Annotated in this window: 23 protein-coding genes; 14 read left to right on the top strand and 9 right to left on the bottom strand. The window is 31.8% G+C overall.

Annotated features, from left to right (window positions below; translation table 11 throughout):
- Positions 1–3: 3 nt before the first annotated feature.
- Positions 4–762 carry a helix-turn-helix domain-containing protein gene (locus V1T75_RS04065; protein ID WP_330487286.1) on the bottom strand — a complete coding sequence of 253 codons (759 nt, stop codon included), beginning with the start codon at positions 760–762 and terminating at the stop codon, positions 4–6.
- 242 nt (positions 763–1004) lie between these two features.
- Between V1T75_RS04065 and V1T75_RS04060 the strand changes: the two genes are divergently transcribed.
- From V1T75_RS04060 to V1T75_RS04000, 13 genes are all read left to right on the top strand, one after another.
- Entirely contained in the window at positions 1005–1400 is a 396-nt protein-coding gene (locus V1T75_RS04060) for a molecular chaperone Tir (RefSeq protein WP_330487285.1), read from the top strand.
- 13 nt (positions 1401–1413) lie between these two features.
- Positions 1414–2127 carry a PspA/IM30 family protein gene (locus tag V1T75_RS04055; protein WP_330487284.1) on the top strand — a complete coding sequence of 238 codons (714 nt, stop codon included), beginning with the start codon at positions 1414–1416 and terminating at the stop codon, positions 2125–2127.
- 2 nt (positions 2128–2129) lie between these two features.
- Positions 2130–2840, top strand: a complete 711-nt coding sequence (locus V1T75_RS04050; RefSeq protein ID WP_330487283.1) for a hypothetical protein — start codon at positions 2130–2132, stop codon at positions 2838–2840.
- 27 nt (positions 2841–2867) lie between these two features.
- Positions 2868–4937, top strand: coding sequence for a flotillin family protein (locus tag V1T75_RS04045; protein ID WP_330487282.1), 2070 nt, complete (start codon positions 2868–2870; stop codon positions 4935–4937).
- 87 nt (positions 4938–5024) lie between these two features.
- Positions 5025–9863, top strand: a complete 4839-nt coding sequence (locus V1T75_RS04040; RefSeq protein WP_330487281.1) for a DNA repair ATPase — start codon at positions 5025–5027, stop codon at positions 9861–9863.
- 1 nt (position 9864) lies between these two features.
- Positions 9865–10383: a DUF1697 domain-containing protein gene (locus V1T75_RS04035; RefSeq protein WP_330487280.1), complete on the top strand. Its 519-nt coding sequence runs from the start codon at positions 9865–9867 to the stop codon at positions 10381–10383.
- A 65-nt stretch (positions 10384–10448) separates the two neighbouring features.
- A complete protein-coding gene (locus V1T75_RS04030) occupies positions 10449–10862 on the top strand; it encodes a RidA family protein (protein ID WP_330487279.1) in 414 nt (137 codons plus the stop codon).
- Between the two features lie 66 nt (positions 10863–10928).
- Positions 10929–12371 carry an aldehyde dehydrogenase gene (locus V1T75_RS04025; RefSeq protein ID WP_330487278.1) on the top strand — a complete coding sequence of 481 codons (1443 nt, stop codon included), beginning with the start codon at positions 10929–10931 and terminating at the stop codon, positions 12369–12371.
- The gene (locus tag V1T75_RS04020) at positions 12364–12582 is read left to right on the top strand and encodes a DUF6500 family protein (protein WP_120187375.1); all 219 of its coding nucleotides are present in this window, start codon (positions 12364–12366) and stop codon (positions 12580–12582) included. Before V1T75_RS04025 ends, V1T75_RS04020 begins: the two co-directional genes overlap by 8 nt.
- A gap of 1 nt (position 12583) precedes the next feature.
- The gene (locus V1T75_RS04015; protein ID WP_330487277.1) at positions 12584–13369 is read left to right on the top strand and encodes an SDR family oxidoreductase; all 786 of its coding nucleotides are present in this window, start codon (positions 12584–12586) and stop codon (positions 13367–13369) included.
- Positions 13370–13496: 127 nt separating this feature from the next.
- Positions 13497–14024 carry a 3-hydroxyanthranilate 3,4-dioxygenase gene (locus V1T75_RS04010; RefSeq protein WP_330487276.1) on the top strand — a complete coding sequence of 176 codons (528 nt, stop codon included), beginning with the start codon at positions 13497–13499 and terminating at the stop codon, positions 14022–14024.
- 20 nt (positions 14025–14044) lie between these two features.
- The gene (locus V1T75_RS04005) at positions 14045–15130 is read left to right on the top strand and encodes an amidohydrolase family protein (RefSeq protein WP_330487275.1); all 1086 of its coding nucleotides are present in this window, start codon (positions 14045–14047) and stop codon (positions 15128–15130) included.
- Positions 15131–16234, top strand: coding sequence for a hypothetical protein (locus V1T75_RS04000; protein WP_330487274.1), 1104 nt, complete (start codon positions 15131–15133; stop codon positions 16232–16234). It begins immediately after the preceding gene.
- Here the strand turns inward: V1T75_RS04000 and V1T75_RS03995 are convergent.
- The 4 genes from V1T75_RS03995 to V1T75_RS03980 are packed head-to-tail and all read right to left on the bottom strand — an operon-like array spanning position 16229 to position 21368.
- A complete protein-coding gene (locus V1T75_RS03995) occupies positions 16229–17626 on the bottom strand; it encodes a TolC family protein (RefSeq protein WP_330487273.1) in 1398 nt (465 codons plus the stop codon). The two genes, V1T75_RS04000 and V1T75_RS03995, sit on opposite strands and share 6 nt — an antisense overlap.
- A 33-nt stretch (positions 17627–17659) precedes the next feature.
- Positions 17660–19021, bottom strand: a complete 1362-nt coding sequence (locus tag V1T75_RS03990) for an HlyD family secretion protein (protein WP_330487272.1) — start codon at positions 19019–19021, stop codon at positions 17660–17662.
- A gap of 6 nt (positions 19022–19027) precedes the next feature.
- Positions 19028–20698 carry a peptidase domain-containing ABC transporter gene (locus V1T75_RS03985; protein WP_330487271.1) on the bottom strand — a complete coding sequence of 557 codons (1671 nt, stop codon included), beginning with the start codon at positions 20696–20698 and terminating at the stop codon, positions 19028–19030.
- Positions 20682–21368 carry a TetR/AcrR family transcriptional regulator gene (locus tag V1T75_RS03980; protein WP_330487270.1) on the bottom strand — a complete coding sequence of 229 codons (687 nt, stop codon included), beginning with the start codon at positions 21366–21368 and terminating at the stop codon, positions 20682–20684. Before V1T75_RS03980 ends, V1T75_RS03985 begins: the two co-directional genes overlap by 17 nt.
- 197 nt (positions 21369–21565) lie before the next feature.
- Here V1T75_RS03980 and V1T75_RS03975 point away from each other — a divergent pair, with 197 nt between their 5' ends.
- Positions 21566–23104: a peptide MFS transporter gene (locus V1T75_RS03975; RefSeq protein WP_330487269.1), complete on the top strand. Its 1539-nt coding sequence runs from the start codon at positions 21566–21568 to the stop codon at positions 23102–23104.
- A 56-nt stretch (positions 23105–23160) separates the two neighbouring features.
- Here V1T75_RS03975 and V1T75_RS03970 read toward each other — a convergent pair whose 3' ends face one another.
- The 4 genes from V1T75_RS03970 to V1T75_RS03955 are packed head-to-tail and all read right to left on the bottom strand — an operon-like array spanning position 23161 to position 25473.
- Positions 23161–23793, bottom strand: coding sequence for a YceI family protein (locus V1T75_RS03970; protein ID WP_330487268.1), 633 nt, complete (start codon positions 23791–23793; stop codon positions 23161–23163).
- Between the two features lie 5 nt (positions 23794–23798).
- Positions 23799–24056, bottom strand: coding sequence for an acyl-CoA-binding protein (locus V1T75_RS03965; protein WP_330487267.1), 258 nt, complete (start codon positions 24054–24056; stop codon positions 23799–23801).
- A 28-nt stretch (positions 24057–24084) separates the two neighbouring features.
- Positions 24085–24879 carry a phosphatidate cytidylyltransferase gene (locus V1T75_RS03960; protein ID WP_330487266.1) on the bottom strand — a complete coding sequence of 265 codons (795 nt, stop codon included), beginning with the start codon at positions 24877–24879 and terminating at the stop codon, positions 24085–24087.
- A 3-nt stretch (positions 24880–24882) separates the two neighbouring features.
- Positions 24883–25473, bottom strand: a complete 591-nt coding sequence (locus tag V1T75_RS03955) for an LUD domain-containing protein (protein ID WP_330487265.1) — start codon at positions 25471–25473, stop codon at positions 24883–24885.
- Positions 25474–25483 lie beyond the last annotated feature (10 nt).

Genomic DNA, 25483 nt, shown 5'->3' with positions numbered 1-25483 from the left:
TGTTTACTGTAGCTCTCTTTTTAGTTTTAAAAGTTCTTGTTCTAAAAAAGAAAGTTTGTTTTCTATAGAGGTATTAAGGTCAGGAATTCTGTTAAAAAATACATATTGTATTTTCCATAATTCTTTAATATCTGTAATGGAGAATGTTTTATCGGGGATGTTTTTATGATTTGCACGTAAAGCTACAGAGTCGTTATCTATGTATAGCTTGCGTAGAATCAATTCGCTTTTAACAAGGGTAAGAGTGAGTTCCCCATTTTTTAAGTTCTTTATGGTGTTGTTTGGTGTAAACTCACCTATTACTATGTCGTTAGGGTATAATCCGTTATTGTGATTAGCCATTTCTAAATTAGAAACGGTATAAGCTCTGAGTTTTTTTTGAGAGTTAATAGGGAGTTGAATTTTGGGTAGATCATCAATAAAAGAAGTTTTGTTGTGGTGTTTTATATACTCTGTAATTGTCTTTTCGGTTACGCAGGGTATAGTGGTGAAGGTTTCTTTTGATAATTTTTCGGTTTCTAGGGTTAAATCCTCTTTAAACTGAAGTAAGTTGTTAACTGTGAGTTCTGAAGTTAGTAAGTTGTCTATAGGGATGCTAAAATAATTAGCAATTTTTATAATAGTGTCAATTTTTGGCTCGCTTCTACCTTCTTCATAAGCGCCTAATGTAGCTCTTTTAAGGTTGAAGAGTTCTGCAAAAGCTTGTTGGCTTAAGCGCTTAACACTTCTGATTTTTTTTATGTTTTTACCAAAAAATGACATATTTTGCTAATTTTATTTGCTAAATGTTTTTGTTTTTGTATATTTGAGCAAACAATATTAGCTAATTATTTTTGTTTTTGCTAATTTTTTTAGTTTAAAAATTAGTGGAGTAACCTTTAAAATTAAAAATTATTGAATTTATATTGCTAATAATATTATGTTGAGTGTCTTTGATTCTAGAAACTTTTTGTAATATTATCGCTTAAAAAGAATGCTATATTAACTAATCAAACTACTTAAAAATGAATACACATTTTAGTAAGGTAAAAGGATTTTTACTGGGGTTGAATTTCAATATAATAAAAGAAAATCAGGAAGAAGGTATTTTTGTTGTAGAGAAAGAAAACGAAGGAATTAAAAATTTAATTATAGGAGTTGCAAATCCAATTATAATTTTTGAACAATATATCTTTAAGATTAAAGAGCCTAATCATGAGATTTTTAAGAGCTTGTTACAAAAGAATAGAGATATAATCCACGGAGCTTTTGTCTTGGATGAAAGTGGGGAACGTGTTATTTTTAGAGATACACTTCAACTAGAAAACTTGGATGCTAATGAGTTTGAAGCGACTTTGAATTCACTTAGTTTACTCTTAAGTGAATACTCAGATCACATTATTAATTTTTCAAAATATTAAAAAAAAAATAGAGATGAATTTTTTTAAAAGACTTTTTAAAATAGGGCAATCAGAAGCAAATTCTGCAATAGATAAAATGGAAGACCCTATTAAAATGACAGAACAAGGAATTAGAGATTTAAAGCTGAATTTAGAAAAAAGTTTAGAATCCTTAGCGCAAGTAAAAGCGTTGGCCATTCGAGCTAAAAACGATGTGGAAGAGTTAACATTTAAAAGCCAAGATTATGAGCAAAAAGCAGTGCTAATTTTGAAGAAAGGGCAAAATGGAGGTATAGAAGTGTCTGAAGCAGATCGATTAGCAAAGGAAGCTTTGATGAAAAAAGAAGAAACCAATCATAAAATAGGATTGGTAAAAAAAGAAGAGGCTCAATTTAATGATTCAGTAAGTAAATTAGAACACAATATTCAGGAGATTAAGCAGAATATTAGCAAATGGGAAAATGAATTGAAAACATTAAAGGCAAGAGTGAAGGTTTCTAAAGCAACTAAGAATTTGAATAAACAAATGGCTGATATTGACAGTGCGAGTACTGTTGCTATGTTAGAACGTATGAAGGAAAAAGTACAACAAGAAGAAGCTTTGGCTGAAGCTTATGGAGAAATAGCAAAATCTTCTAAATCAATAGATCAAGAGTTGTCTGAGGCAGCTGATGTTACTGAAACTACAGCAGAGGAAAGCTTGTTAAAATTGAAAGAAAAGTTAGGGTTAAACGATAAAGACGCATAGAATTGAACACTTTTACCGATATTATATTTTCATCAGTAAATTTACCTCTAACAATATTAGTAATTATACTATTATTATATTGGATAGTAACAATGATTTCTGGAATAGATTTCGACTTAGATGTAGACGTAGATATTGATGCAGATTTCGATATAGATACAGATTCAGGTATTGAAGGAGGAAATGCAGATTTTCATGATGTTTCAAATGCAGAAGTAAATAAAGAAGATGTATTAGGGAAGAAAAGAAAACCACTAAAATGGTGGCAAATATTTCTTATTTATTTCAACTTTGTTGGGTTGCCTTTTATGTTCACTTTCACTTGCTGGATTTTTATTTGGTGGATTTGTACAGCATTTTCTACAGTTTTAACGGATAGTATAAATAATAGCTTTGGATTTGTGCTAATGTTAATAGGTTTTTTACCGTCACTATTCATCAACAAAATTTTTACAACACCGTTTAAAAGTTTTTTTAAGAACTTAAATCAGCACGGAGATTTACCGATAGATATAGTAGGTAGGGTAGGGATTTCTTTATCGAATATCAAAGAAAAAAAATTAGGTTCAGCTGAAGTAAAAGCAGCAGGAACTCATTTATCAATAAATATTAAGTCATTGGACGGGAGTCCAATACACTACAGAGAGCAAATTTTGATTATCAAACAGAGTCAAGATAAGTCTTTTTATTACGCACAATCATATATAAATTAAAAACAAAAACTTTTTAAAAAAAGAACTATGACAAACAGTTTATTACAAGTTATTGGAGTAGGAGTAGGTTTAATTCTATTCCTTATCATTCTATACTTTGCTATCATAGCAATGTTTTACAAAAAGGTACCACAAGGGCAAGCTTTGATACGTACAGGTTTTGGAGGAACCAAAGTAGCTACAGACAAAGGAATGTACGTAATACCGGTATTTCACAGAGTAGAAATTATGGATATTTCTGTAAAAAAAATCCAAATAGAACGTCTGGGAAATGACGGATTGCTTTGTAAAGATAATATGCGGGCAGATATAAAAGTAGCCTTTTTTGTGAGGGTGAATAATGAAGTAGATTTTATTAAAAAAGTAGCACAAACTATAGGTTGTGATAGAGCATCAGATATTTCAACACTAGAAGATTTATTTGAAGCTAAATTTTCGGAAGCCTTAAAAACGGTAGGGAAAAAATTTGAATTTACTGAGCTGTATGAGGCTCGTAGAGAATTCAGGGACGAAATTGTAGATATTATTGGAACCGATTTAAATGGATACACACTAGAAGATTGTGCAATTGATTACTTAGAACAAACATCAGTATCTTATTTAAAAGCAGACAATATTTTAGATGCCGAAGGGATTAAAAAAATTACTGAATTAACGGCTGCCCAGAATATCAAAGCAAATTTGATTAAAAGAGAGGAAGAAAAAACTATTCGAAAGCAAGATGTAGAGGCTCGTGAAGCTATTTTAGAGTTGGATAAACAATTAGCAGAAAAAGAGGAACAGCAAAAACGAGAAATAGCTAATGTTAAAGCTAGAGAAGAAGCTGAAATCTTAAAAGTAAATCAAGAAGAACTGTTAAAGTCAGAATCGGCAAGAATAGCAACAGAAGAAAAAGTACAAGTTGCTGAAGAAAACAAACAACGACAAGTTATTGTAGCAGCTAAGAATAAGTTACGTACAGATGTAGTTGAAACGGAAAGAGTAGAGAAAGACAGAATGTTAGAAGCTACTGAACGTGAAAGAATTGTTACATTGGCTCAAATAGAAAAAGAAAAAGTAGTTGAAGTAGAGAAGAAAAATATACAAGATGTTATTCGAGATCGTGTTACTTTAGAAAAAGGAGTTGTGGAAGAACAAGAGAATATGAAAGATATTCAGGCGTTTAAAACAGCAGAAAGAGAAAAGCAAGTTACCATTACATTAGCAGAAGCCAAAGCCCAAGAAGATTTAATTAAAACAATTAAAGAAGCCGAGGCACAAAAAGAAGCTGCAAAACAAAAAGCAGAAGAAATTAACATTGAAGCACAAGCACATAAAGAAGCTAGTGAAAAAGAAGCAGACGCTCGTAAAACATTAGCAGATGCAAAAGCAAAAGAAGAGGCTACTTTAGGAATGTCTGAAGCCCAAGTAATGCATGCTAAAGCAGATGCTAGCGAACGATTTGGTACTATGGAGGCACTTATTATTGAGAAGAAAGCAAAAGCAGAGGCTGTAGGAATTGAAGCAAAAGCGGAAGCGTTGAGAAAAGAAGGAATGGCTGAGGCGGAAATTATAAGAGAAAAAGCCTTAGCAGATGCAGCAGGAATTGAAGAGAAAGCAGCAGCAATGAAAAAATTAGATGGTGTAGGTAAAGAACATGAAGAATTCAAGTTGCGTCTAGAAAAAGATTTAAAAGTAGATTTAGCACATATTAACATCCAAAAAGATATTGCAGATGCGCAAGCTGATGTTATTGGGCAAGCTCTAAAATCTGCTAAGATTGATATAGTTGGTGGAGAAACGATGTTCTTTGAGCAAATAATGGGACAAATTACCAAGGCTAAAGGACTGGATAAGATGATTGAAAATAGTAGTAATTTACAAGAGGTAAAGGATGCTATTTTAAGTAGTGATGATGTGAAAGGTAACTTAATGGAACGCGTAAGAGATTTTGCTGTAAAATACGGGATTTCTTCTGATGATATTAAAAACTTAACAATCGCTAACTTGTTAATGACTCTAAAAGATAGAGCAACATCTGATGATGATCAAACACTTTTAGGAAATCTTTTTAGCCTGGCAAAAGGATTGGATATTTCTAATAAAAAAATGAGTTAGAATAGCACTTATCCGAGTATTGATTTTTCAATGCTCGGAATTTATTTTAAGTGTTTTAATATGAATTTTTAACTCGTAATTTTTTGTATGAAAGATCAACAACTTGATGGCGGAACATATGAGATTATTCAGAGTCGTCTTCAAAAACAAAAAAAAGAGCTATTAGCTAGGTTACAAAGATTAAATGACGCTAGAAAGCATGTGTTTGGTACGATTGAAACAAAGCTTATAGCAAATGATAGAATTAATACAGAAAACAACTGTATAGCTAGAGATATTGTTTCCTTAGGAAACACTTCCATTTTCGGGTACAATGTTCATTTCGGACTAAGAACAGACATTAAATTATCGGATGTTTTTAGTGCTTATGAGTTTAAAGACAATCGTTTTCAACCAAAATCACTAGACTTTCTTTACAACGAAATTTTTATAACCGACTTTACTAACTTATACAAATATTATAGAAATACCATTTTTGCAAAATTTGCAATTATCGATAATTACCTTCATATGGTTTTTCAGTTAAGTGAAAACAAAACTGATATAAAAACGTTTAAGTGGCTAATAAAGGAAAATGAATTAGTGTATGTTGACAATAGAAGTGAGCACGAATATAGGTTTCCAAAACAACACGAGTTTAATTGGCAAGAGGTAACCAGAGATATGCACCGTTATGGTACCCATTCTCATATTGCTATTTTAGATAAAGTTTTTGTAGAAACTATTGGAGGTGACTTAACTATTAAGATAGAAGATAATACAGATGAAGGAAAAGGAATTCTTGAAGAGCCAGTAGAACATATTGATCAAACATTGGATGACGGTCAGTTTCGCTATGCCGATTTAGGTAACCTTATTTTACTGGAGATAAAACCATTTCAGGAAGAAGCCCGTTATTTTATTTATAACCATAAGCTACAAGAAGTTCAAAAAGTAAATAGCGTTAAAGATTGTGCAGTATTATTACCAGATCATCAAGGACTTATTTTTCCAGATGGATATTACTTACAAACAGGTCAGTATAAACTTTTTGAAAATAACACTAAAGATGTTAAGTTTCAAGAGAAAATAGTTTCTCCCAACGGAGAAGACTTTTTATATGTGTTTTATGCTACAATAAGAGGGCTATACATATTAATGTCTTATAACATTATTGAGCAAGAGGTAAAAACACCTATTGTTTGTAATGGTTTTACAATTTTAGAGAATGGAGAATTGTGTTACTTTAAAACAGAAAATGAGCAAACAAAACACCATGTTGTTCAGATTTGGCAAACCCCCTATGTAAAAACAGATACTATTCCATCATTACATGAAGATACCTTACTTTATAAGATTGGTAATAAAGATATTGTAAAAGCAATGGCAGAATGCCATGAATTAATAACACTTTTAAATAAAGAAGATAGTTATGCTGGGTTATATAGTGATATAGCTAAGAAATCTAATGATATTAATAGTAGTTATTACTGGATAAATGAGCTAGCAACAGAACAGTTAAGCGTACCTGTTGCAGAAATTAACGATGCAGCAAATGCTGCTATTGATGAATTTGAAAAGGTAACTCAATTAAAGCAGCAAGCAGCTAAAGAAGGCAAAATTATTCAAGAAAAATCTAATGAACTTTTAAGTAAGATCAAAAGTACTTCTTTTAAGACCATAGAAGATTTTGTTGAATTATTAAATCAATTACGAGTACTAAGAGGGCAGGTTATTAGCTTAAAAGAAGTTCGTTATATAGCTATTGATCTATTAGAAAAAATTGAAAATTCAATTGAAGAACAAAGTGCTATCATATCAAAAAGATGTGTAGCATTTTTATTGAATGATCAAGCGTTAAAACCCTATCATAAACGCGTTCAAGAAAAACAAGATGATTTAGCAGCTATAAAAAAGGTAGTTGAAGCTAAAAAACTTGAAAAAGAAGTAGATCAAATAACAACAGATTTAGAGCTTTTAATAGAAATTGTCACAAATTTAGAAATAGAAGACACCTCTCAATCCACTAGAATTATTGATAATATTTCTTTAATCTTTGCTACATTAAACCAATTAAAAGCTGGGATTAAAAATACGATTAAGACTTTAGGAAGTAAAGAAGCTAAGGCTGATTTTTCTGCTCAGTTAAAGCTTATAGATCAAAGTATCATCAATTATATTGATATGGCTACCACGCCAGAAAAATGTGATGAGTTCCTAACAAAAATAGCAATTCAGTTAGAGGAAATTGAAGGCAAGTTTGCCGATTTTGAAGAGTTTATTTCTCTAATTATAGAGAAGAGAGAAGAGGTTAACAATGCTTTTGATGCTCGAAAGAATACCATACTAGAAAAAAGAAATAAGAAAATAGAAGCATTAAGCGCTGCTTCTGAAAGAATTTTAAAAAGTATAGCAAAAAAGGCACAAAGTTACCCTTCAGTTGAAGATATTAACGGGTATTTTGCGGCAGATTTAATGATTAACAAAATTAGAGATATTGTTAGTCAATTAACAAAATTAGAATCAGTTGGTAAAGCTGAAGCTATAGCAACACAACTTAAAGTAGCTAAAGAAGATGCGTTAAGAAAGTTAAAAGATAAACAAGAATTATACGAAGATGGGGAGAATGTAATTCGCTTAGGAAAACATAAGTTTGGGGTAAATAAACAACCGTTGGATCTATCAATAGTTTACAAAGATCAAACCCTACATTATCATTTAACAGGAACAAATTTCTATCAAGAAGTTGAAAATGAAATTTTACTTAAATCTGAAAAGTATTGGAATCAAGAACTAGTTTCTGAGAATAGTTTAGTGTATAGATCTTCTTACTTGGCGTATAAATTATTTACTTCGTATTCAACAGATGAATTGGTAAAGCTAAACGAAGAAGATGTATTAGCGTTAGTTCAAAATGAAAGTGGAAGCTTGTTTGCGGAAGGATATGTAAAAGGGGTACATGATGTTGATGCGTTTAAAATATTATATGCACTAGTGCATAAACATTACGAATTAGGGTTGTTAACATATGCTTCAAATAGTAGAGCATACGCTCAATATTTTTGGAATTCTTTGCCTAAAGAGCGTCAAGATTACTATAACTTTTCTATAAAAGCATCTGGAGATGTCTTGCGATTCTTCCCTGAAAGTAAAGAATACGATTTTTTAATAAATAAGTTACAAGAGGAAATAATTGCTTTCTCAGAAGAAACGTTGCTGTTCTCTAAAGAGTTAGGAACTACTATAGCCAATTATTTGTTTAATCAATTAAGAACGACCAATTCATTTATAATTAGTGCTGTGGCGTTGGGTATTCAAGAAGAATTTATAAAATACCTGACAAAGCAAGATGCATTACAGGTGTTTAAAAGCAATCTTGAAAAAACTACAAATTACCAAGCGAAAATTCAGTTGACCAAACAATGGGTAAGCTCCTTTATAGCATCGATTGAAGGAAATGAAAATTACACAGAAGAAGTAATCTCATTATTGTTATTTAACTATGAACCTAGTGCCGTATTACATGCAAATCCTGAAGAAACCATTAAAGGGCTAAGAGGAGAACACGATACTATTGTTGAAGGAAATTTTGAATTTAATTATCACAAGTTTATTGAAAAATTAGAGGTTTTTTCAACAAAAGATGTGCCTAACTTTTTAGCATACAAAGAGGCTAAACACCTACTAGTAGAAAATTTAAAAGAGACATTAAAGTTAAATGAATTCAAACCAAGAGTATTGTCTTCCTTTGTTAGGAATAAACTAATAGACGAGGTTTACTTTCCCTTGATAGGAGATAACTTATCTAAGCAGTTAGGAACGGTTGGAGATAATAAACGTACAGACAGAATGGGGATGTTACTTTTAATATCACCCCCAGGTTATGGAAAAACTACTTTGATGGAGTACTTAGCCAATAGGTTAGGATTGATCTTTATGAAAATTAACGGACCTGCCATTGGTCATGAGGTAACCTCAGTCGACCCAGAAGCAGCAACAAATTCAGCCTCTAGAGAAGAACTCAAAAAGTTAAACCTAGCATTCGAAATGGGAGACAACGTAATGTTATACTTAGATGACATTCAGCATTGTAATCCTGAGTTTTTACAAAAGTTCATTTCTCTTTCTGATGGAACAAGAAAAATAGAAGGAGTATATAACGGAAAGCCAAAAACATATGATTTAAGAGGGAAGAAGTTTTGTGTAATTATGGCTGGAAATCCCTATACTGAGAGTGGAGATAAGTTTCAAATACCTGATATGTTGGCAAACCGAGCTGATATATATAACTTAGGAGATATTATAGGAGATACGGATCATTTATTTAAACTTAGTTTAATAGAAAATTCATTAACATCAAACCCGATACTACACCAACTAAGTAGTAAGTACTTTGAAGATGTTTACGCGCTGATAGATAGAATTGAAAATAACACTCAAGAAGGTGAGTTGAAAGGAAATCATACAAAACAAGAAATTCAAGATTATATTTCGGTATTAGAAAAAGTAATAACTATAAGGAATACCATCTTAAAAGTAAATAAAGCATATATCGAGTCTGCTGCAAAAGAGGATGAGTATAGAACAGAACCCTCTTTTAAGTTACAAGGTTCCTATCGGGATATGAATAAGCTAGTGGCTAAAGTAGTACCGATAATGAATGATAAGGAGTTAAAAAAATTGGTATTATCTCATTATGAAAGTGAATCTCAAACATTAACATCTTCTGCTGAAGCAAATTTATTGAAGTATAAAGAATTGATAGGAAATATATCAGAGAACGAAGCAAACCGATGGAGTGATATAAAAGAAATTTTTGTTAAGAATAATAAGCTAAAAGGTTTGGGTAATAAAAATGAAATGGCTCAAATATTAAACCAAATGATGTCATTTTCAGATAATTTAGAAGGGATTAAAGAGGTTTTAAGAAAAGGATTGCAAGGATAAAATGAACACAATAATTATTTTGTTAAGAGGGATTAATGTTTCAGGGAAAAATAAAATTCCGATGCAAGAATTAAAAACACTGTTAGAAGAACTGGGATATAGTACTATAAAAACCTATATCCAAAGTGGCAATATTGTGTTAAAAACTAGAGAAGACTCAAAAGAGGTAGAAAAGAATATTCATACAAAAATTAAAGAAAAATATGATTATGATGTTCTTGTTCTAGCAAAAGAAGTAAGAGAAATAAAAGAGATTCTTCAAAACAACCCTTATAGTAATTTAAACGAAAAACAAATATATTTTACTTTCTTATTCAATGAAACTACAATAAAAGAAATAGAAGTAGAAGCGAAAGAAGATGAATACACAATCTTAAAAGATGTGGTTTATGTAAATGCAGCAGGAGGATACGGGAAAACAAAACTGACGAATAATTTTTTTGAAAGAAAGTTAAAAGTTTCAGCAACTACTCGTAACTTTAAAACCACGAATAAATTAATAGAGTTAGCCAGTTCGTAAAATGTCATTTCTATCAAAGGGAGAAATCTCATGAAAAATGCGTTTGGAATTAAAAAATATAAAATATGGACAGTAAAGTAATCAAAGGAAAAGCGATACCAAGAGGAAAGTTTCCACATGTAAAACAAGTAGGAGATTTTATTTATGTATCTGGAACCAGTTCACGTAGACCTGATAATTCTTTTGAAGGTGTTGCCGTAGATGAATTCGGAACGACCAACTTAGATATTAAAAAACAAACCCGAGCGGTAATAGAAAATATTCGGGATATTTTAAACGAAGTCGGTGCTGATTTATCTGATATTGTTGATGTAACTTCATTCTTGGTAAATATGAATGATTTTGGAGGCTATAATGAAGTATACGCTGAATACTTTGACTATAACGGACCAACCAGAACTACCGTTGCTGTACATCAATTACCACACCCACATTTATTGATTGAAATTAAAGTGGTGGCGTACAAAAAACAAGAATAAAGAACCAAGAACCAAGATAAAAGAAGTCTCTTTTCTTTTCTCTTTTTTCTTTAATCTGTGAATGAAATGAATATTAAAAACTACATAAACGGAGAACTGGTAGCACCAGTAGCAAATAATTATATAGATAATTACAACCCGTCTATTGGAGAAGTGTACGGTCAAATTCCAAATTCTACTACAGAAGATGTAGAAAAAGCATATCAAAGCGCCAAAGTTGCTTTTAAGCAGTGGTCGAATACTACCTTAAACGAACGTAGCCATATTCTTTCTAAAATAGCACAGTTAATTCAACAAAGATTACCTGAATTGGCAAAAGCAGAAGCTAAGGATAATGGAAAGCCATTAAGTTTAGCTACAGCGATAGATATTCCGAGAGCATCATCTAATTTTCAATATTTTGCAGATGCAATTACACAATTTTCATCAGAAGCTCATGAAAGTGTTGGTTTAGGAGCAATGAATTTTACGTTACGTCAACCCATTGGTGTAGTGGGATGTATTTCTCCATGGAATTTACCATTGTATTTATTCACGTGGAAGATTGCTCCGGCAATAGCCGCAGGAAACTGTGTCGTAGCAAAACCAAGCGAAGTAACGCCCATGACAGCCTATTTATTAGGAGAAATTTGTAATGAAGCAGGTTTACCAAAAGGGGTGTTAAACATAGTTCACGGATTGGGAACTACCACAGGACAAGCCATTATTGAACATCCTGATATCAAAGCGATTTCATTTACCGGAGGAACCGCTACAGGAGCACATATAGCTCGTACAGCAGCGCCAATGTTTAAGAAGTTATCGTTGGAGTTAGGAGGTAAAAATCCAAACATCATTTTCGCGGATTGTGATTATGAAAATATGTTGGCAACCACAGTTCGTTCTTCATTTGCGAATCAAGGTCAGATATGCTTATGTGGAAGTAGAATTTTTGTTGAAGAAAGTATCTATGAACAATTCAAAAAAGACTTTGTTCAAAAAGTATCAGAGTTAAAAATAGGAAATCCTTTTGATGCAGATACCAACATAGGAGCTTTAGTATCAAAACCACATTTAGAAAAGGTAAAATCATATATAGATATTGCAGAACAGGAAGGAGGGAAGATTTTATACGGAGGCGACAGAGTCACTGTCAAGAATTGTGAGAACGGTTACTATTTACAACCGACAATTATTGAAGTTTCCAGTAACAAATGTAGATTAAATCAAGAAGAGATTTTTGGGCCTGTAGTTACTTTAATGTCTTTTAAAACAGAAGAAGAAGCTTTACAGTTAGCTAATGACGTGGTATATGGACTATCATCAACATTGTGGACAAACAATTTGACAAGAACCATGCGTATGTCTAAAGAATTACACACAGGAATTGTTTGGGTGAATACTTGGTTGTTACGTGATTTAAGAACACCTTTTGGAGGTCAAAAAGCGAGTGGAGTAGGGCGTGAAGGAGGTTTTGAAGCATTACGCTTTTTTACAGAACCCAAAAATGTATGTATAAAATATGAATAAGGAAATAAAGGAAAAAATAATTGCTGTTTGTGAAGAAAAGATTGCTAAAAAAGGAGAAAATGTAGGGCTTTCGTTTTATGCATTTTTCAAAAATAAAAATGACAATCCGAAAGTACTGATGGAAGTGGCTACTTGGTGGATTCAAACACATCAATTAGATCATTTTGAGAAAGCAGTTAAGATTAAACAAATGATTCAGAATAACGAATAAGATGAATTTAGATATACAACATAAAAACGCCTTGGTATGTGGTAGTACACAAGGAATAGGAAAAGCAGCAGCAATACAATTAGCTCAAGAAGGAGTAAATGTAACGTTGGTAGCTCGTAGTGAAGAAAAACTAAAAGCGGTGCTACAGGACTTGAATGCGGTGTCTGAGCGTAGTCGAAGACACAGTTATATTGTGGCTGATTTTACCAATCCAGCAGATTTAAAGAAAAAGTTAGCAGCAACGAATTTACAGTTCCATATTTTGGTAAACAATACAGGAGGGCCAGCAGGAGGACCAGTATTCAATGCGAAATTAGAAGAGTTTGAACGTGCTTTTACCATGCATTTAAAATGTAATCATGTGTTAGTACAAGCGGTAGTTCCATTTATGAAAGAACAAAATTATGGTAGGATTATTAATGTAATTTCTACTTCTGTAAAACAGCCATTAGATGGCTTAGGTGTTTCAAATACGATTCGTGGTGCTGTTGCTAATTGGAGTAAAACGTTGGCGAATGAATTAGGTCAATTCGGGATTACCGTGAATAATGTATTACCAGGGGCAACAGCTACAGAGCGTTTGACAGAAATTATCAATAATAAAGCAGCTAAAACAGGTAAATCGATAGAAGAGGTTGCAGAAATGATGAAAAATGCTTCGCCAGCAAAACGTTTTGCTAAACCTGAAGAGGTAGCCAATGCGATTGTGTTTTTGGCAAGCGAAAGAGCAAGTTTTATCAACGGAATTAACGTTCCTGTTGACGGAGGTAGAACAAAATCATTATAAAAGAATCAAGAATAAAGACTTTTAGAAACGAGACTATTTAAGTATCTTTAAAAATGAATAAATAATAACTCCAATACGCCCAATTATGAGTTCCTTCCCTTTGGGGAGGTTAGGAGGGGCTTAAAAGATGAGCAAGTTAGTACAACCTTTAAATTTCAAAAAGTGGATTGATGAAAACCGTCATTTACTAAAACCACCAGTAGGAAATAAACAGGTTTGGGATAATGGCGAATATATCGTAATGGTTGTTGGAGGGCCTAACAATCGTAAAGATTATCACTATAACGAAACACCAGAGTTTTTCTATCAGTTAGAAGGAGATATGGTGCTAAAAATTATTGATGATAATGGAGAAATGATCGATGTTGAAATTAATGAAGGAGATATTTATTTGTTACCAGGAAAGGTACCGCACTCACCACAACGTAAAGCAAATACGGTAGGGTTAGTTATCGAATATCCACGTGAAGAAGGTATGATGGATGCTTTAGAGTGGTATTGTGAAAACTGCGGACATCAATTATACCGAGAAGAATTTGCTCTAGACAATATTGAAACAGATATGCCAATAATTTTTGATAAGTACTATTCTGACAAAGAAAAATGTACCTGTGATAAATGTGGTACTGTGATGGAAGCACCAAACAAAGCATAAATTTTGCAATAGAAACCAAAATGAAAAAACGCAAACTACGAATAAACGGACATTCACATTTACTGCCTTACCCAGAGCAAATTCCACAGTTTATGAAAGACAAAGGAATTTTTTGGGTTGATAAGGACCGAAAGTTCATGCTACAAAAAGATTGGAGTCGACCTGTGACGGATTCTAGTTTCTTTTTAGATGAAAAATTAGCATGGATGGAGCATTTTAAAATCGATCATGCAGTTGTTTTGAACTTGTCTCAATTATATGGGAATGGTTTACGCTTGGAAGAAATGAAGCAAGCGTTACGTTTTCAAAATGATTTTAATGCCCGTGTACAGCATGAAAATCCATCGAAATTCACAACAGGTTTTGTGGTGCATCCAGGGTTTGTTCGTGGTGCTTTATGGGAAATAGAACGTTGTGTTGAGGTATTGGGAATGCGCTTGCTATGTTTGCCTACACATTATATGGATACTATTGGTACTTGGCGTTGTATTTTTGATGAGGAGAACGAACCTATTTTTGAGTTAGCCGATAAGTATAATCTGGCGGTAGAAATTCATCCGTATGACGGAGAGAAATTCATCAAACTGCAAAATACCAGTTGGCGTTTCCATTTAATTTGGATGCTGGCGCAATGTGCAGACGCCTATCACTTCTTAACGTTAAACGGGTATTATGAAAAGTATCCTAATATGCGTGTGTGTTTTGCGCATGGAGGTCAGTTAGCACAAATGAACTTAGGGCGTCGTATTCAAGGATTTGATGGTAGACCTGATTTGTTTGAAGGAAAACAACACCCTCGTAAAGCTGTAGGGCATAAAAACATCTTCTTTGATACATTGGTTCACGATACTGGCTCGTTAGATTTGTTGATTAAAAATCAAGGATCAAAACAAGTGTTAATAGGACTGGATGATCCGTATCCATTAGGAGAAATGGAAAGCGAAATCCAATCGTCATATCCAGGAAAAATCCTAGATTTAGCTATCGAAAGAAACATTATTAACGAGCAAGAAAAAGATGAAATGTGGGAGGATAATGTATTGCAATGGTTATTTGGAAATGATCAAAAAGCAAAAAAAGATTTAGTTTCTAAAATCTTACAATAAATGGCTGAAGTAACACAGTTTCATAATCTATTACATACGTGTATTTCTTTTATTGGAGCTGTGTTATTATTAGCAATCTACTATAATATTACAAAGCGATTTAAAGAAGTTTTAGAAGAAGGAAATTCAATAAAAAGAGTTGATAAAGGGTTATTGTATTTCAGCTTTGGAATGTTGGTTTGGGTGGTTTCTGGTATCTGGGCACTTTCGGCAAGTTATTTCACTTTTGAAAAAACAACAATTCATCAAATAGGAATAAACATCCTGTCTACAATCAATAACTTATTTTGGTTAATGGCGCTGTATTATGTGCATGATGCGCCTAAGTTTATTTACAGAAATGAAAAGAATGTTAAGATCATAGCCATTATCATTATTGTTGTTGCCTCCATAACTGTATCACTTTCATTTTTCTATGGGAATGATTTTTATGACGGAATAAAGTTAGCAGCACTTCCAGATGTTTTACTAACAACTTTTTTATGTGTTTTAATGGGAGTTTCTTTTTACAGGACTTTTATGTATAGAGATTTAAAACTGGTAGCTTTGATATCGGTTGTAGCAATCGTATTGTTATTCGTTTCTCAATTATCTGATGTGTTAATTGGTTTTGATAATGAATTTACCAACCAATTAATTAGGGTTATAGCCAAAACATCGTTGATATCGGTATTTTTAGTGTTGGCAACAAGCTGGGTAATACAGTTGGCTCATACACCAAAACCTAACGAAATGAAAATTCAGTTTTTAGATTGGTCACTAATAAAACTCACGATTCCATCTAAAGGAATAGTCAATGCTAAAATAGATTTTGGCTCAAAAACAACACAGTACAAAAACCTACTAACATTTGCTTATAGAAGAAAGTTTTTAGAGGCAGAAAAACAATCAATTATCGTAAGTTCAGGAGGCGATATTAAAAGTCAAACATACGTTACTAGAATTATTGATAATATAAATTCAATTCTGAATGTTGAAGAAGAAAAATTAGAGCGTAAAGACCTCATTACATTCATAGGTGAAAGTAAATATCGTTTGCGAATTCTTCCAGAACATATAAGCATTGATGAAGCCTTGTTAGAAGAGTATAAACAACAATTATAAACTATTTAATTTACCTAATAATTTTACAAGCTTGCCTTTTGTTTTAGCGTATTCGTACTCGTTTTTAATTTCTTTCAATTTACTTTCTATTAATTTTACTTCTCTGTAGTTAATTAGAAAAATAGAGCTTTCTCCCAAAGAAAATTTACGTTCTTCACTTTTTACAATTGTATGATAATCGTTTACAAGATTTTTTAAAATATCATTTTGTTTTTTGTACGATGTAATTTCTTGCTCGGTAGCCGTTATTTTGTTTTGTAAAGAGACTTTAGTTGACGCAATTTCAAAATCGATATCTTGTAGTTTTAGCTTAGCAAGTTTTAAATCTCCTCTAGATTTACGAAGAAAAAGCGGAATGCTAACCTGAAGAGAGTTTTTATAATTAGCCGTGCTAAACGCATCAAAATTATCTACTTTTGATGCAAGGAAGTTATACTGAAAATCTACTTTAGGTAATAGGTTGTTTACTTTTAATTGCTTATTTATTTCTAGGGTTCTTTTCTTTAACTCCAGTAACTTTAACTTAGGATGGTTTTCAAACTCATTATCAAGTAAAGTGGTTACTGAAGTGTTTAGGATTATATCAATATTAGAAAAAGTCGTGTTATCAGGAACTATTTCTTCTTGTATTTCCATAGGAATGTTGTTACCAATCCATAAATAATTAGAAAGTTCTAACTTAGATTTAATGTATTTAATATGTGCTTTTTCGAGGTCTAACATTCTGTTTTTTAAATTGATGTTAGCCTCTAAAGTGTCTATAGCTGGTTTATCGCCAGCTTTAAAGCTCTTCTTTATGTTTTTTAGCCTAGTATCAGCATTCGTGTAATAATCTTTGTAAACATTATAGCTCTGGTAGTATTGTAACCAATTTAAGTATGTGTTAATAGCTTCAAATAAAATATCATTAACCAATAGCTGTTGTTCTAATTTTCCTTGTTGCGTATAGAGTTTAGCTTGTTTTAAGGTAGCCATCCTTTTGTTGATAAATAGGTTTTTAGCCAAAGAAACAGATATTCCAACGTTATATAAACCATTTTCAGGGGTGTTGTGTTCAGGGTTTACATACTGACCAGAATTATTTTCATAACTCCCTTTTAACTCTATTCCATACCAAGTCGGAATTTTAAAGGTTGAATTTAGTTTTTTGTAATAGTCCTTACCTTTAAATTCTTTTCTGTCGTAGTCTACTTCTATTTTAGGATCAAAACCCCCTCTGGCTTTTAATAATTTAGCTTCATTGGTACTTGTAATAAGTTCAGCTTGTTTAATAACAGGATGATACTTTTTTACATAGCCTAAATATTCTTCTAAACTAAGTTGAGTACTTAAATTATTCTGTGCTGTAGCTATAAAGCTTAGTAACAAAAAAAGGATGTTTAACCTTTTCATCTATTTGTTTTTTATTGTTTTATTAAGTGTTTTTTAGGCTTCTTTTTTTGACTTTTTACCACTCTCTTTATTCTTTGGTTGATAGAAGTTAGGAGGGAAACTGTTAATTTGCCTCCATAACTCAAACCAAATAGGGACATTTTCCAATAAGGCGATGGTTTTTGCACCTGAACCTACCCTTATGGCTTCTGGCCATGGTTCTTGTTTGTTGTTAGGAACAATTAAAACACGGTATTTTCCATTGCTACTAATAAAGTTTTCAATAGCAACAATTTTAGCACCGTAAGTTCCGTATGACACATTGGGCCAACCACTAAAAACCATTGCGGGCCAACCGTCAAATTGAACGCGAACTTCTTCACCAATGTGAATCAATGGTAAATCGATAGGCTGTATGTACATTTCAACAGCTAAATCGTAATGAGCAGGCATAATGTTTACTAATTGCTCCCCTTCTTTAAAAGTTTCACCAATACCAGACTTTATAGCTTTATTAATGTACCCGTCTTGGGGGGCGGTAATAAACAATAAAGAGTTTCGTTTGCTATAATTGGCTAAACTCGTTTCCAGTTTTGAAACTTGAACTTCTGCTTCATAGGCACCAGATTGTGCACTATACAAGCTGCTCTCTGTTTTTGACAATTTATCAGCGTAAGAAGCCTGTGTGCTGCTAATTGCTAATTGAGCATTGATAATATTGTTTTTAGAAGTAAAGAACTTATTTTCTTGAGAAATTAATTTAGCTGATAACTCTTGAAGTTTTGCTCTCTTTTCTTCAACATCTTTAACAGCTTTTAAACCTTCTTCTTCTAAGGTAACGGTTCTATCAAATTGTGTTTGAGCAATTTTTTGCTTTATTTTAATAGCTTCAAAATCGATGCTATCACTTTTAGCTTTTAAATAAGCTTGTTTCAACTTATTTTTTGCTTGTTCTAGTTTTAATTTGCGTTCTTTTTTAATTGCCCCAAGCTGATTTTTTAAAGCACCAATTTTATGAGTATACGCTTTAGCAGACAAGGTTTTCGAGTTTAACTGCTTACCGGTTCTCTCAGCAAGTTTTGTGTCGAAATAACCGCTTTTTATTTCTGAAATTCTTAAAACAGTGTCTCCTTTCTTTACGAAATCTCCTTCTTGCACAAACCATTCTTCTATACGACCAGGTATTTGAGATTGAAGTGTTTGCGGACGTTGATTAGGTTTAAGAGTGGTAACACGTCCTTCACTAGACACGTTTTGGGTCCAAGGTAAAAACAAGATGATTACTAAGATTACAGAAAAAACTAGTAAAAATCGTTTAAATAATTTGTGATACTCTTTTGTGAAAATATCTTTACCAGACTTAAATTTAGTAATATCTATTTGGTCTGAAATGGTGTTTTTTGATATGTTTAACATGCTTACCTACGATTTAAAGTTAGTTAGACTACCTTTTTTAAGGGTAATTTGTTTGTTACACTTCTCTTTCCAATGTTCATTACGGCTTACAATAATTAAACTCCATGGTTGAGAAGTGTCTGTAATGAAATCAATAATCTTCTCAGCTTCGTTTTTTTCAAATTGATCAAGAGGATCTTCTAAAATTAATAATTTAGGTTTCTTGATTATTGCTCTAGAAAGAATAATTTTTTTGGCCACTGTATAGGCAATGAGCTTTCCTTCAGGTTTTAAATAAGTGTCCAAACCTTTTGGTTGTTGTTTTAGAAATTCTGTTAATCCAGTAATTTTAAAAATAGTATATATTTCTTCATCAGTTATAGTACTGTCTCCAAAAGTTATGTTTTCTCTAATGGTTCCTTTAAAAGGGGTTTCTTCAGAGAGAGACAAACCTAAGTTTGCTCTATAATTGTTGATAAAAATACTTTTTAGAGATAAATCGTTTACAAAAATATGCCCTGAGGTTGGCTCGATTAAACCAGAAATTAATTGAATTAAACTAGACTTTCCAGAATTACTACTTCCTTGAAGTAAAATTCTATCAGTAGGATTAATTTCAAGCGAAACATTGTTAATTACGGGATTTGGTCTGTTGTTCACAAGATAGGAAACATTTTGAAGTTCAATTTTAAATGGTTTATCTCTATTAATACTGCTGCCTTTTTGTAGCTCTATAGGTTTGTCGATAACCTCTCCTAGTTTTTCTATAGAGGTTAGTACATCGTAAAAAGATTCAAGCCCTAAAATCAATTTTTCTACAGAATTCATAATTAGGATGATAATAATTTCAGCAGCGACAAATTGGCCAATATTCATTTGTTGGGTGAGCACTAAAAAACCACCGATAAGTAATAAGCCAGCAGTAATAATTACTTTAAAACTAATCATTTGAATATACTGCATGACGAGTACTTTAAAGTGACTCTCTCTAGACTTTAGATAATCATCTACCAGAAGATCACTTTTTTCAAGTGCTAGTTTTGTTTTTCCAGATAATTTAAAACTTATAATGGTTCTTGCAACTTCTTGTAACCAGTGAGCTACTTTATATTTGTTTTTAGACTCTTTTAAACTCGTTTCTAACCCTTTTTCTGCGGTGTACTTAAAAACAACATAGATTAATAGTAAAACTAACAATCCGAAAATGATAAAAAATGGATGGTAAAATGACAGGAGTAATAACGCAAAAATAATTTGTAACAGAGCAGAAGGGGCATCTATCAATATTTTTGAAATACCTTTTTGAATGGTTAATGTATCAAAAAAACGATTGGCAAGTTCTGGTGGATAATAATTTCGTAGTTCTATCATTTTAATTTTTGGAAAGCGATAGCTAAGCTCTATAGATGCTCTGGTAAAAATTCGTTGTTGAATGGTTTCAATAATTCTAAATTGCATGAGCTTTAATAGGCCACTAAAAGCAACACCAGCAGTTACTAATATAACTAATACAATCCAGGAAGCAGAAACCTGTGCCGCTTGTAGTAAGTTGATAATGGCTTGTACTCCTAAAGGTAATGATAGAGCAACAACCCCCTCAAAAATAGCGTAATATGCAATTTGTAACGTGTCTTTTTTTTCTAGGTTAATTAAACCTAGAAATCGCTGCCATGGTGTGAGCTTATTTTTCTTCTTCATTGGAAAGTACATTTAAAATTAGTTCGATAAAAAAGGAGGTAGTAGTGGTGTTTTCATCACAGTTAGTAAGTGATTTAAAATGTAGTTTTATAAATTGCTGGTGTAAAATACCTTCAATAATAGTGCTAGCAAGTGTAAGTGGGTGCTTATACGAGTTATTGTAATTACTAATTATTTCAGCAAAACGTTTTACCACTTCTTTGTACAATTTAAAAAAACCTTCTTTATTTTCTATATCAACTTCTTTTGTTGAGTATGATTTTGAGTTCTCATTAATGACAATTAAGTTAAGTAAGGCTTCATTAATATGCATAAAATTATTGTCCTGCTCAGCTTTTCTAGCAAGAACTTCAACAGCTTTAATTAACTTCTCCTTTGGGTTGCTAATGCTATAAGTTTCAATTACCAATAAGTATTGAATCCATCCCCAGTACCAAGATGTTAGGTAAACCAAGAGTTTATGCTTACTTTCAAAATAACGATAAATAGAACTTTCGTTAGAACCTATTACTTTACCTAGCTTTTTAAAATTAAAGTTTTCAAAACCAATTTCTTCAATTAATAGGATGCTGTTTTCTATTATTCTTTTACCCAAATCTGAGGTCTCAGGATCTTTAATATAAATACCAGAAGGGATTTCTATTTTTATGTTTGATAGTAAATTTCTCATAAATAAAAATTAACAGCGCAAATATAATAGTAAAACTATTATTAAAGCGTTTTTAGTTATTAATAAGATGTTAATTTTTCTCATTAATAGGGTTACAAAAAATTACAAAAGCTTATTTTTTACTACAATTTACTACATGTCTTCTGTTTTTTTTAGTTGAAAAATATATTCGTGAAAACTTAAAAATTATTAAACATATGAATTCAAGAACAGATGTTTTAGGACATCCAAGAGGATTACTGTATTTATTTTTTGCTGAATTATGGGAGCGTTTTTCCTTTTATGGAATGCGAGCATTATTGGTATTGTACATGACCAAGCATTTATTATTTTCTGATGAAATGTCATTCGGAGTGTACGCAGCATATATGTCGTTAGTATATGTAACTCCAATGATTGGAGGAATGCTAGCTGACAAAATTTTAGGATTTAGAAAAGCAATTGTTTTAGGAGGAGTATTAATGGCACTAGGACATTTCTTTTTAACTTTTGAACATCCAGTATTTTTTTATGGATCATTATCCTTAATTATTGTTGGAAATGGTTTTTTTAAACCAAATATATCATCATTTGTAGGTAAACTGTATACAGAAGGAGATAGTAGAAGAGATGCTGGATTTACTATTTTTTATATGGGGATAAATATAGGAGGAGCAGTTGCTCCACTATTATGTGCATGGTTGGCAGAATTATATGGTTGGCACTACGGATTTGTTTTGGCAGGAATTGGTATGTTGTTAGGATTGATTGTTTTCAAAGGAGGTCTTAAAAGAAACGTTTTTGAAAATAAAGGTTTAGTTCCAAATCAAGAATTGTTTGAGGAAAAACAATTTGGGATAAAAAGGGGGAATTTGGTTACAATAGGAGCGCTTTTGTCTGTTCCAGTATTTGCATTGATCGTTTATTATCATGAGTTTGAGCATTACTTAGTTTGGATTGTTTCGCTATTGCTGCTATTGTATTTAGTAAAAATACTACGATCTGTGACTTCAAAAGAGCGCAAAAAACTTTCTGTAGCTATTTTTTTTACAGTTTTATATACTTTGTTTGCAGCAATTTTTGAACAGGCAGGTAGTTCATTGACTTTGTTTGCTGATAGGAATGTAAACCTAATAGGTTTAAATGCAGCTCAAACCAATAGTGTCAATTCAACTTTTATAATTCTAATGGCAATTCCATTTTCAATGCTATGGGGGTATTTACACAGGACACATAAAAACCCGAACTCAGTTATAAAATTTGGATTGGGTTTGTTGTTTTTGGGGGTAGGTTTTATAACTTTTGGCTTGTCAGGTTATCAGGTAGATGATTTAGCAAAAACTCCAATGGTGTATTTAATTCTGGGATATTTTATACTAACTACAGGAGAGTTGTTTTTATCTCCAATAGGATTGTCTAAAATGACAGAGTTATCACCTGTAAAATATATTGCTTTTATAATGGGGGTATGGTTTTCGGCTAATTTTTATGGACATTTTTTTGCGGGAAAAATAGCTAAGTTAACCACTGTTGTTAATGGTAGTTTAGGGGTGTTTTCAAAAGGTTTTTTTGGAAAGGTAACAGAATTGTTCACTGGTTTGTCATCAAAAACTGTTATGGAACAATCAGAAGTTTTTCATCAATTGTACTCGTATGTTTCTGTGTATGCCAATTTAGGTGTTATTTCAGCAATTATAGGCTTGCTGGTCATTGTTGCTTACAAGCCTGTAAAAAAATGGATGTTTGAAGTACATTAAAAATAAAAGCCTCAGAGTAATTTCTGAGGCTTTTAAAAATATGTGTTGGTCTGTTTTTATTTAAAAACAGAAGTAATGTTTAAAGCTACTTCATCCCATGTTTTAGAAACACCATCTGCACCTTTATGTAAATCTTTACAAGCAGTGTTTAAAGAGTCTAAAGCATTTTCAGCTTGCCAGTCGGTAATCTTCATCGTAGCATTTAAACTGAATTCTTTTCCGTTTAAAGTATATTTAAAAGGAAGCTTTTTAGTTACTCCATTCATGGTTAAGTTGGCATGACCAATAGAATCATTTTCCAACACTAATTTACCAGAAAGTAATTCAGTGTTATCCATTACTCCGAAGAAAAACTTTTTAATTTTAAAATCTCTACTAGTATCTTTTGTAAAAATACTACTTACAGGAATAGAAAACTCGGCATTGTTAATAGCGTCTTTAGCTGTGTCAGCTTCACCACCAGCAGTAATGTTTACTTTTTGAAATTGCCCATTTACAGGAACCTTTTCAGTCGTTTTATAAGCGGTCCAGTTTATTAGGTTGTCAGCATCTTGCAATACAAATGCAGCCTTTTTTTCTGTTTTAATTTCTTCCTTTGTGGTCTCTGTTTCTTTTTTGGCTTCTGATTTACAAGATGTCATTTGAAAAACTGTAAAACAGATAACTAAAGAATAAACGATTTTTTTCATGAGGTTTATTTTATGATTGAATTTACTAATTTAATGTATTCTTTTTTTGCTTTTCGTTCACTCATACCTCTAAGTTGCATCCAAGCATTAAATTTAAAGGCATTTCGTAAATCACTATTGTCATTAAATGTAAATCTATCACCCTTAACAGCTTGTTTATAGTAAGCATATAAACGTAGCATAACATCTGCAGGAAGTTTTTCCTCTAAATCGGATGCTATTTTATAAGCTTCTTGAAACTTTGAATCTAACTCATCTTCCATGGGTGGGATAGGTATTTATATAGATAGTTTACATTATGTAATGTATGTACAAATATACGAAGGGTGCAAGGAAAAACAAGCTATCTAGTCTATCTAATAAACCTCCATGACCTGGCATAATTGTACCACTATCTTTTACATTAGCTTGTCTTTTAAGTTTAGATTCTACCAAATCTCCTAAAGAACCAAAAACAGCTACGATAATAGCAATGATTATCCAATCTAAAATAGAGAAAATTCCAGAGTATTGACCTATTATAAACCCTGCGATTATTGAAAATAATAAACCACCTATAAAGCCTTCAATTGTTTTTTTAGGAGATACCTTTTCGAATAATTTTCGTCTTCCGAAGTTTTTCCCTACTAAAAAAGCAAAACTATCATTGGTCCAAATGATAAAAATTATGTAAACAATTATGTTTGGATAATAAGTATGGTTAATAAAAGGAAGATCCATTAAAAAGTAAAAAGGAAATACTAAATACACAGCTTGCAAAAGTAGTTTTTGAGCCAGGGTGTCTGTTTTAATTGGTTTGGAGTTTATAAGTAAAAACAACAAAGTAATCGATCCAACCATAGTAACACCAAATAAGTAATCAACATACGTAAAAGAAGTATTAAAAAAAGCCAGATAAGCAACACATGCTAAAAGAATATATGGAACAAGGCTTTTTATTTGTATAATTTTAGAAAGTTCCCAAATACAAACAATGGCAAATAGTGAAAGCAGTCCTATATATGTTTCTGCTGAAAAAAGAATAGCAGCAATAAAAAGGACAGCATAAACGAGTGCAGAAAGACTTCTTACAAAAAGGTTAGACATATTTTAAAGGTCTTCAAAGAGCAGCAAATATAAATCTTTTGTGTTATTATTACCATAACTCAAAAAATTATCATCTTCAACTTCAAACGTATAATTCTTAATAGAACTAATGTTGGTTGGTATGTTACCGCTAAAATGTGTTTTAATACCCGTTAATCCTTCTCCTGTATTTTTTACTAGCTGACTCGTCGTAGCATATACAATAAAATGTTTAGAGAGAGAGGCTAGTTTATGACTGCCTAACTGATTAGAAGAAAATAAAATTTCTCCTTTGTCGGCAATCAAATGTTCACAAGAAGTAAAAAAAGGGACAGAATCAGAGGAATGGTTTTGTACAGAAATATCAATTTTTTCAGTAATTTTTAATAAATCATAATCCGTACAAGTAATTGTATGCCAATTGTTTTCTTGCAAGATGTTTTTTAAATGATTGCTTACTTCGTTTATTGATGTAGAGTATAAAAATTTTCCTCCTTTATTAATAAAATGATGCACAAAAGAATCATCTAAAGACAAATGAACTTCTTGTTCGTTGACTTTTTTTTCTTTAGATGATTCTTGATATGTTTTAAATAATTTTTTAAAAAAATTCATTTAAATAAAA

It is taken from the genome of Tenacibaculum sp. FZY0031 (assembly GCF_036350695.1).
Lineage (GTDB): Bacteria > Bacteroidota > Bacteroidia > Flavobacteriales > Flavobacteriaceae > Polaribacter.
The sequence above is the reverse complement of the archived record's forward strand: the minus strand, read 5'-3'. Positions and strand labels throughout refer to the sequence as shown.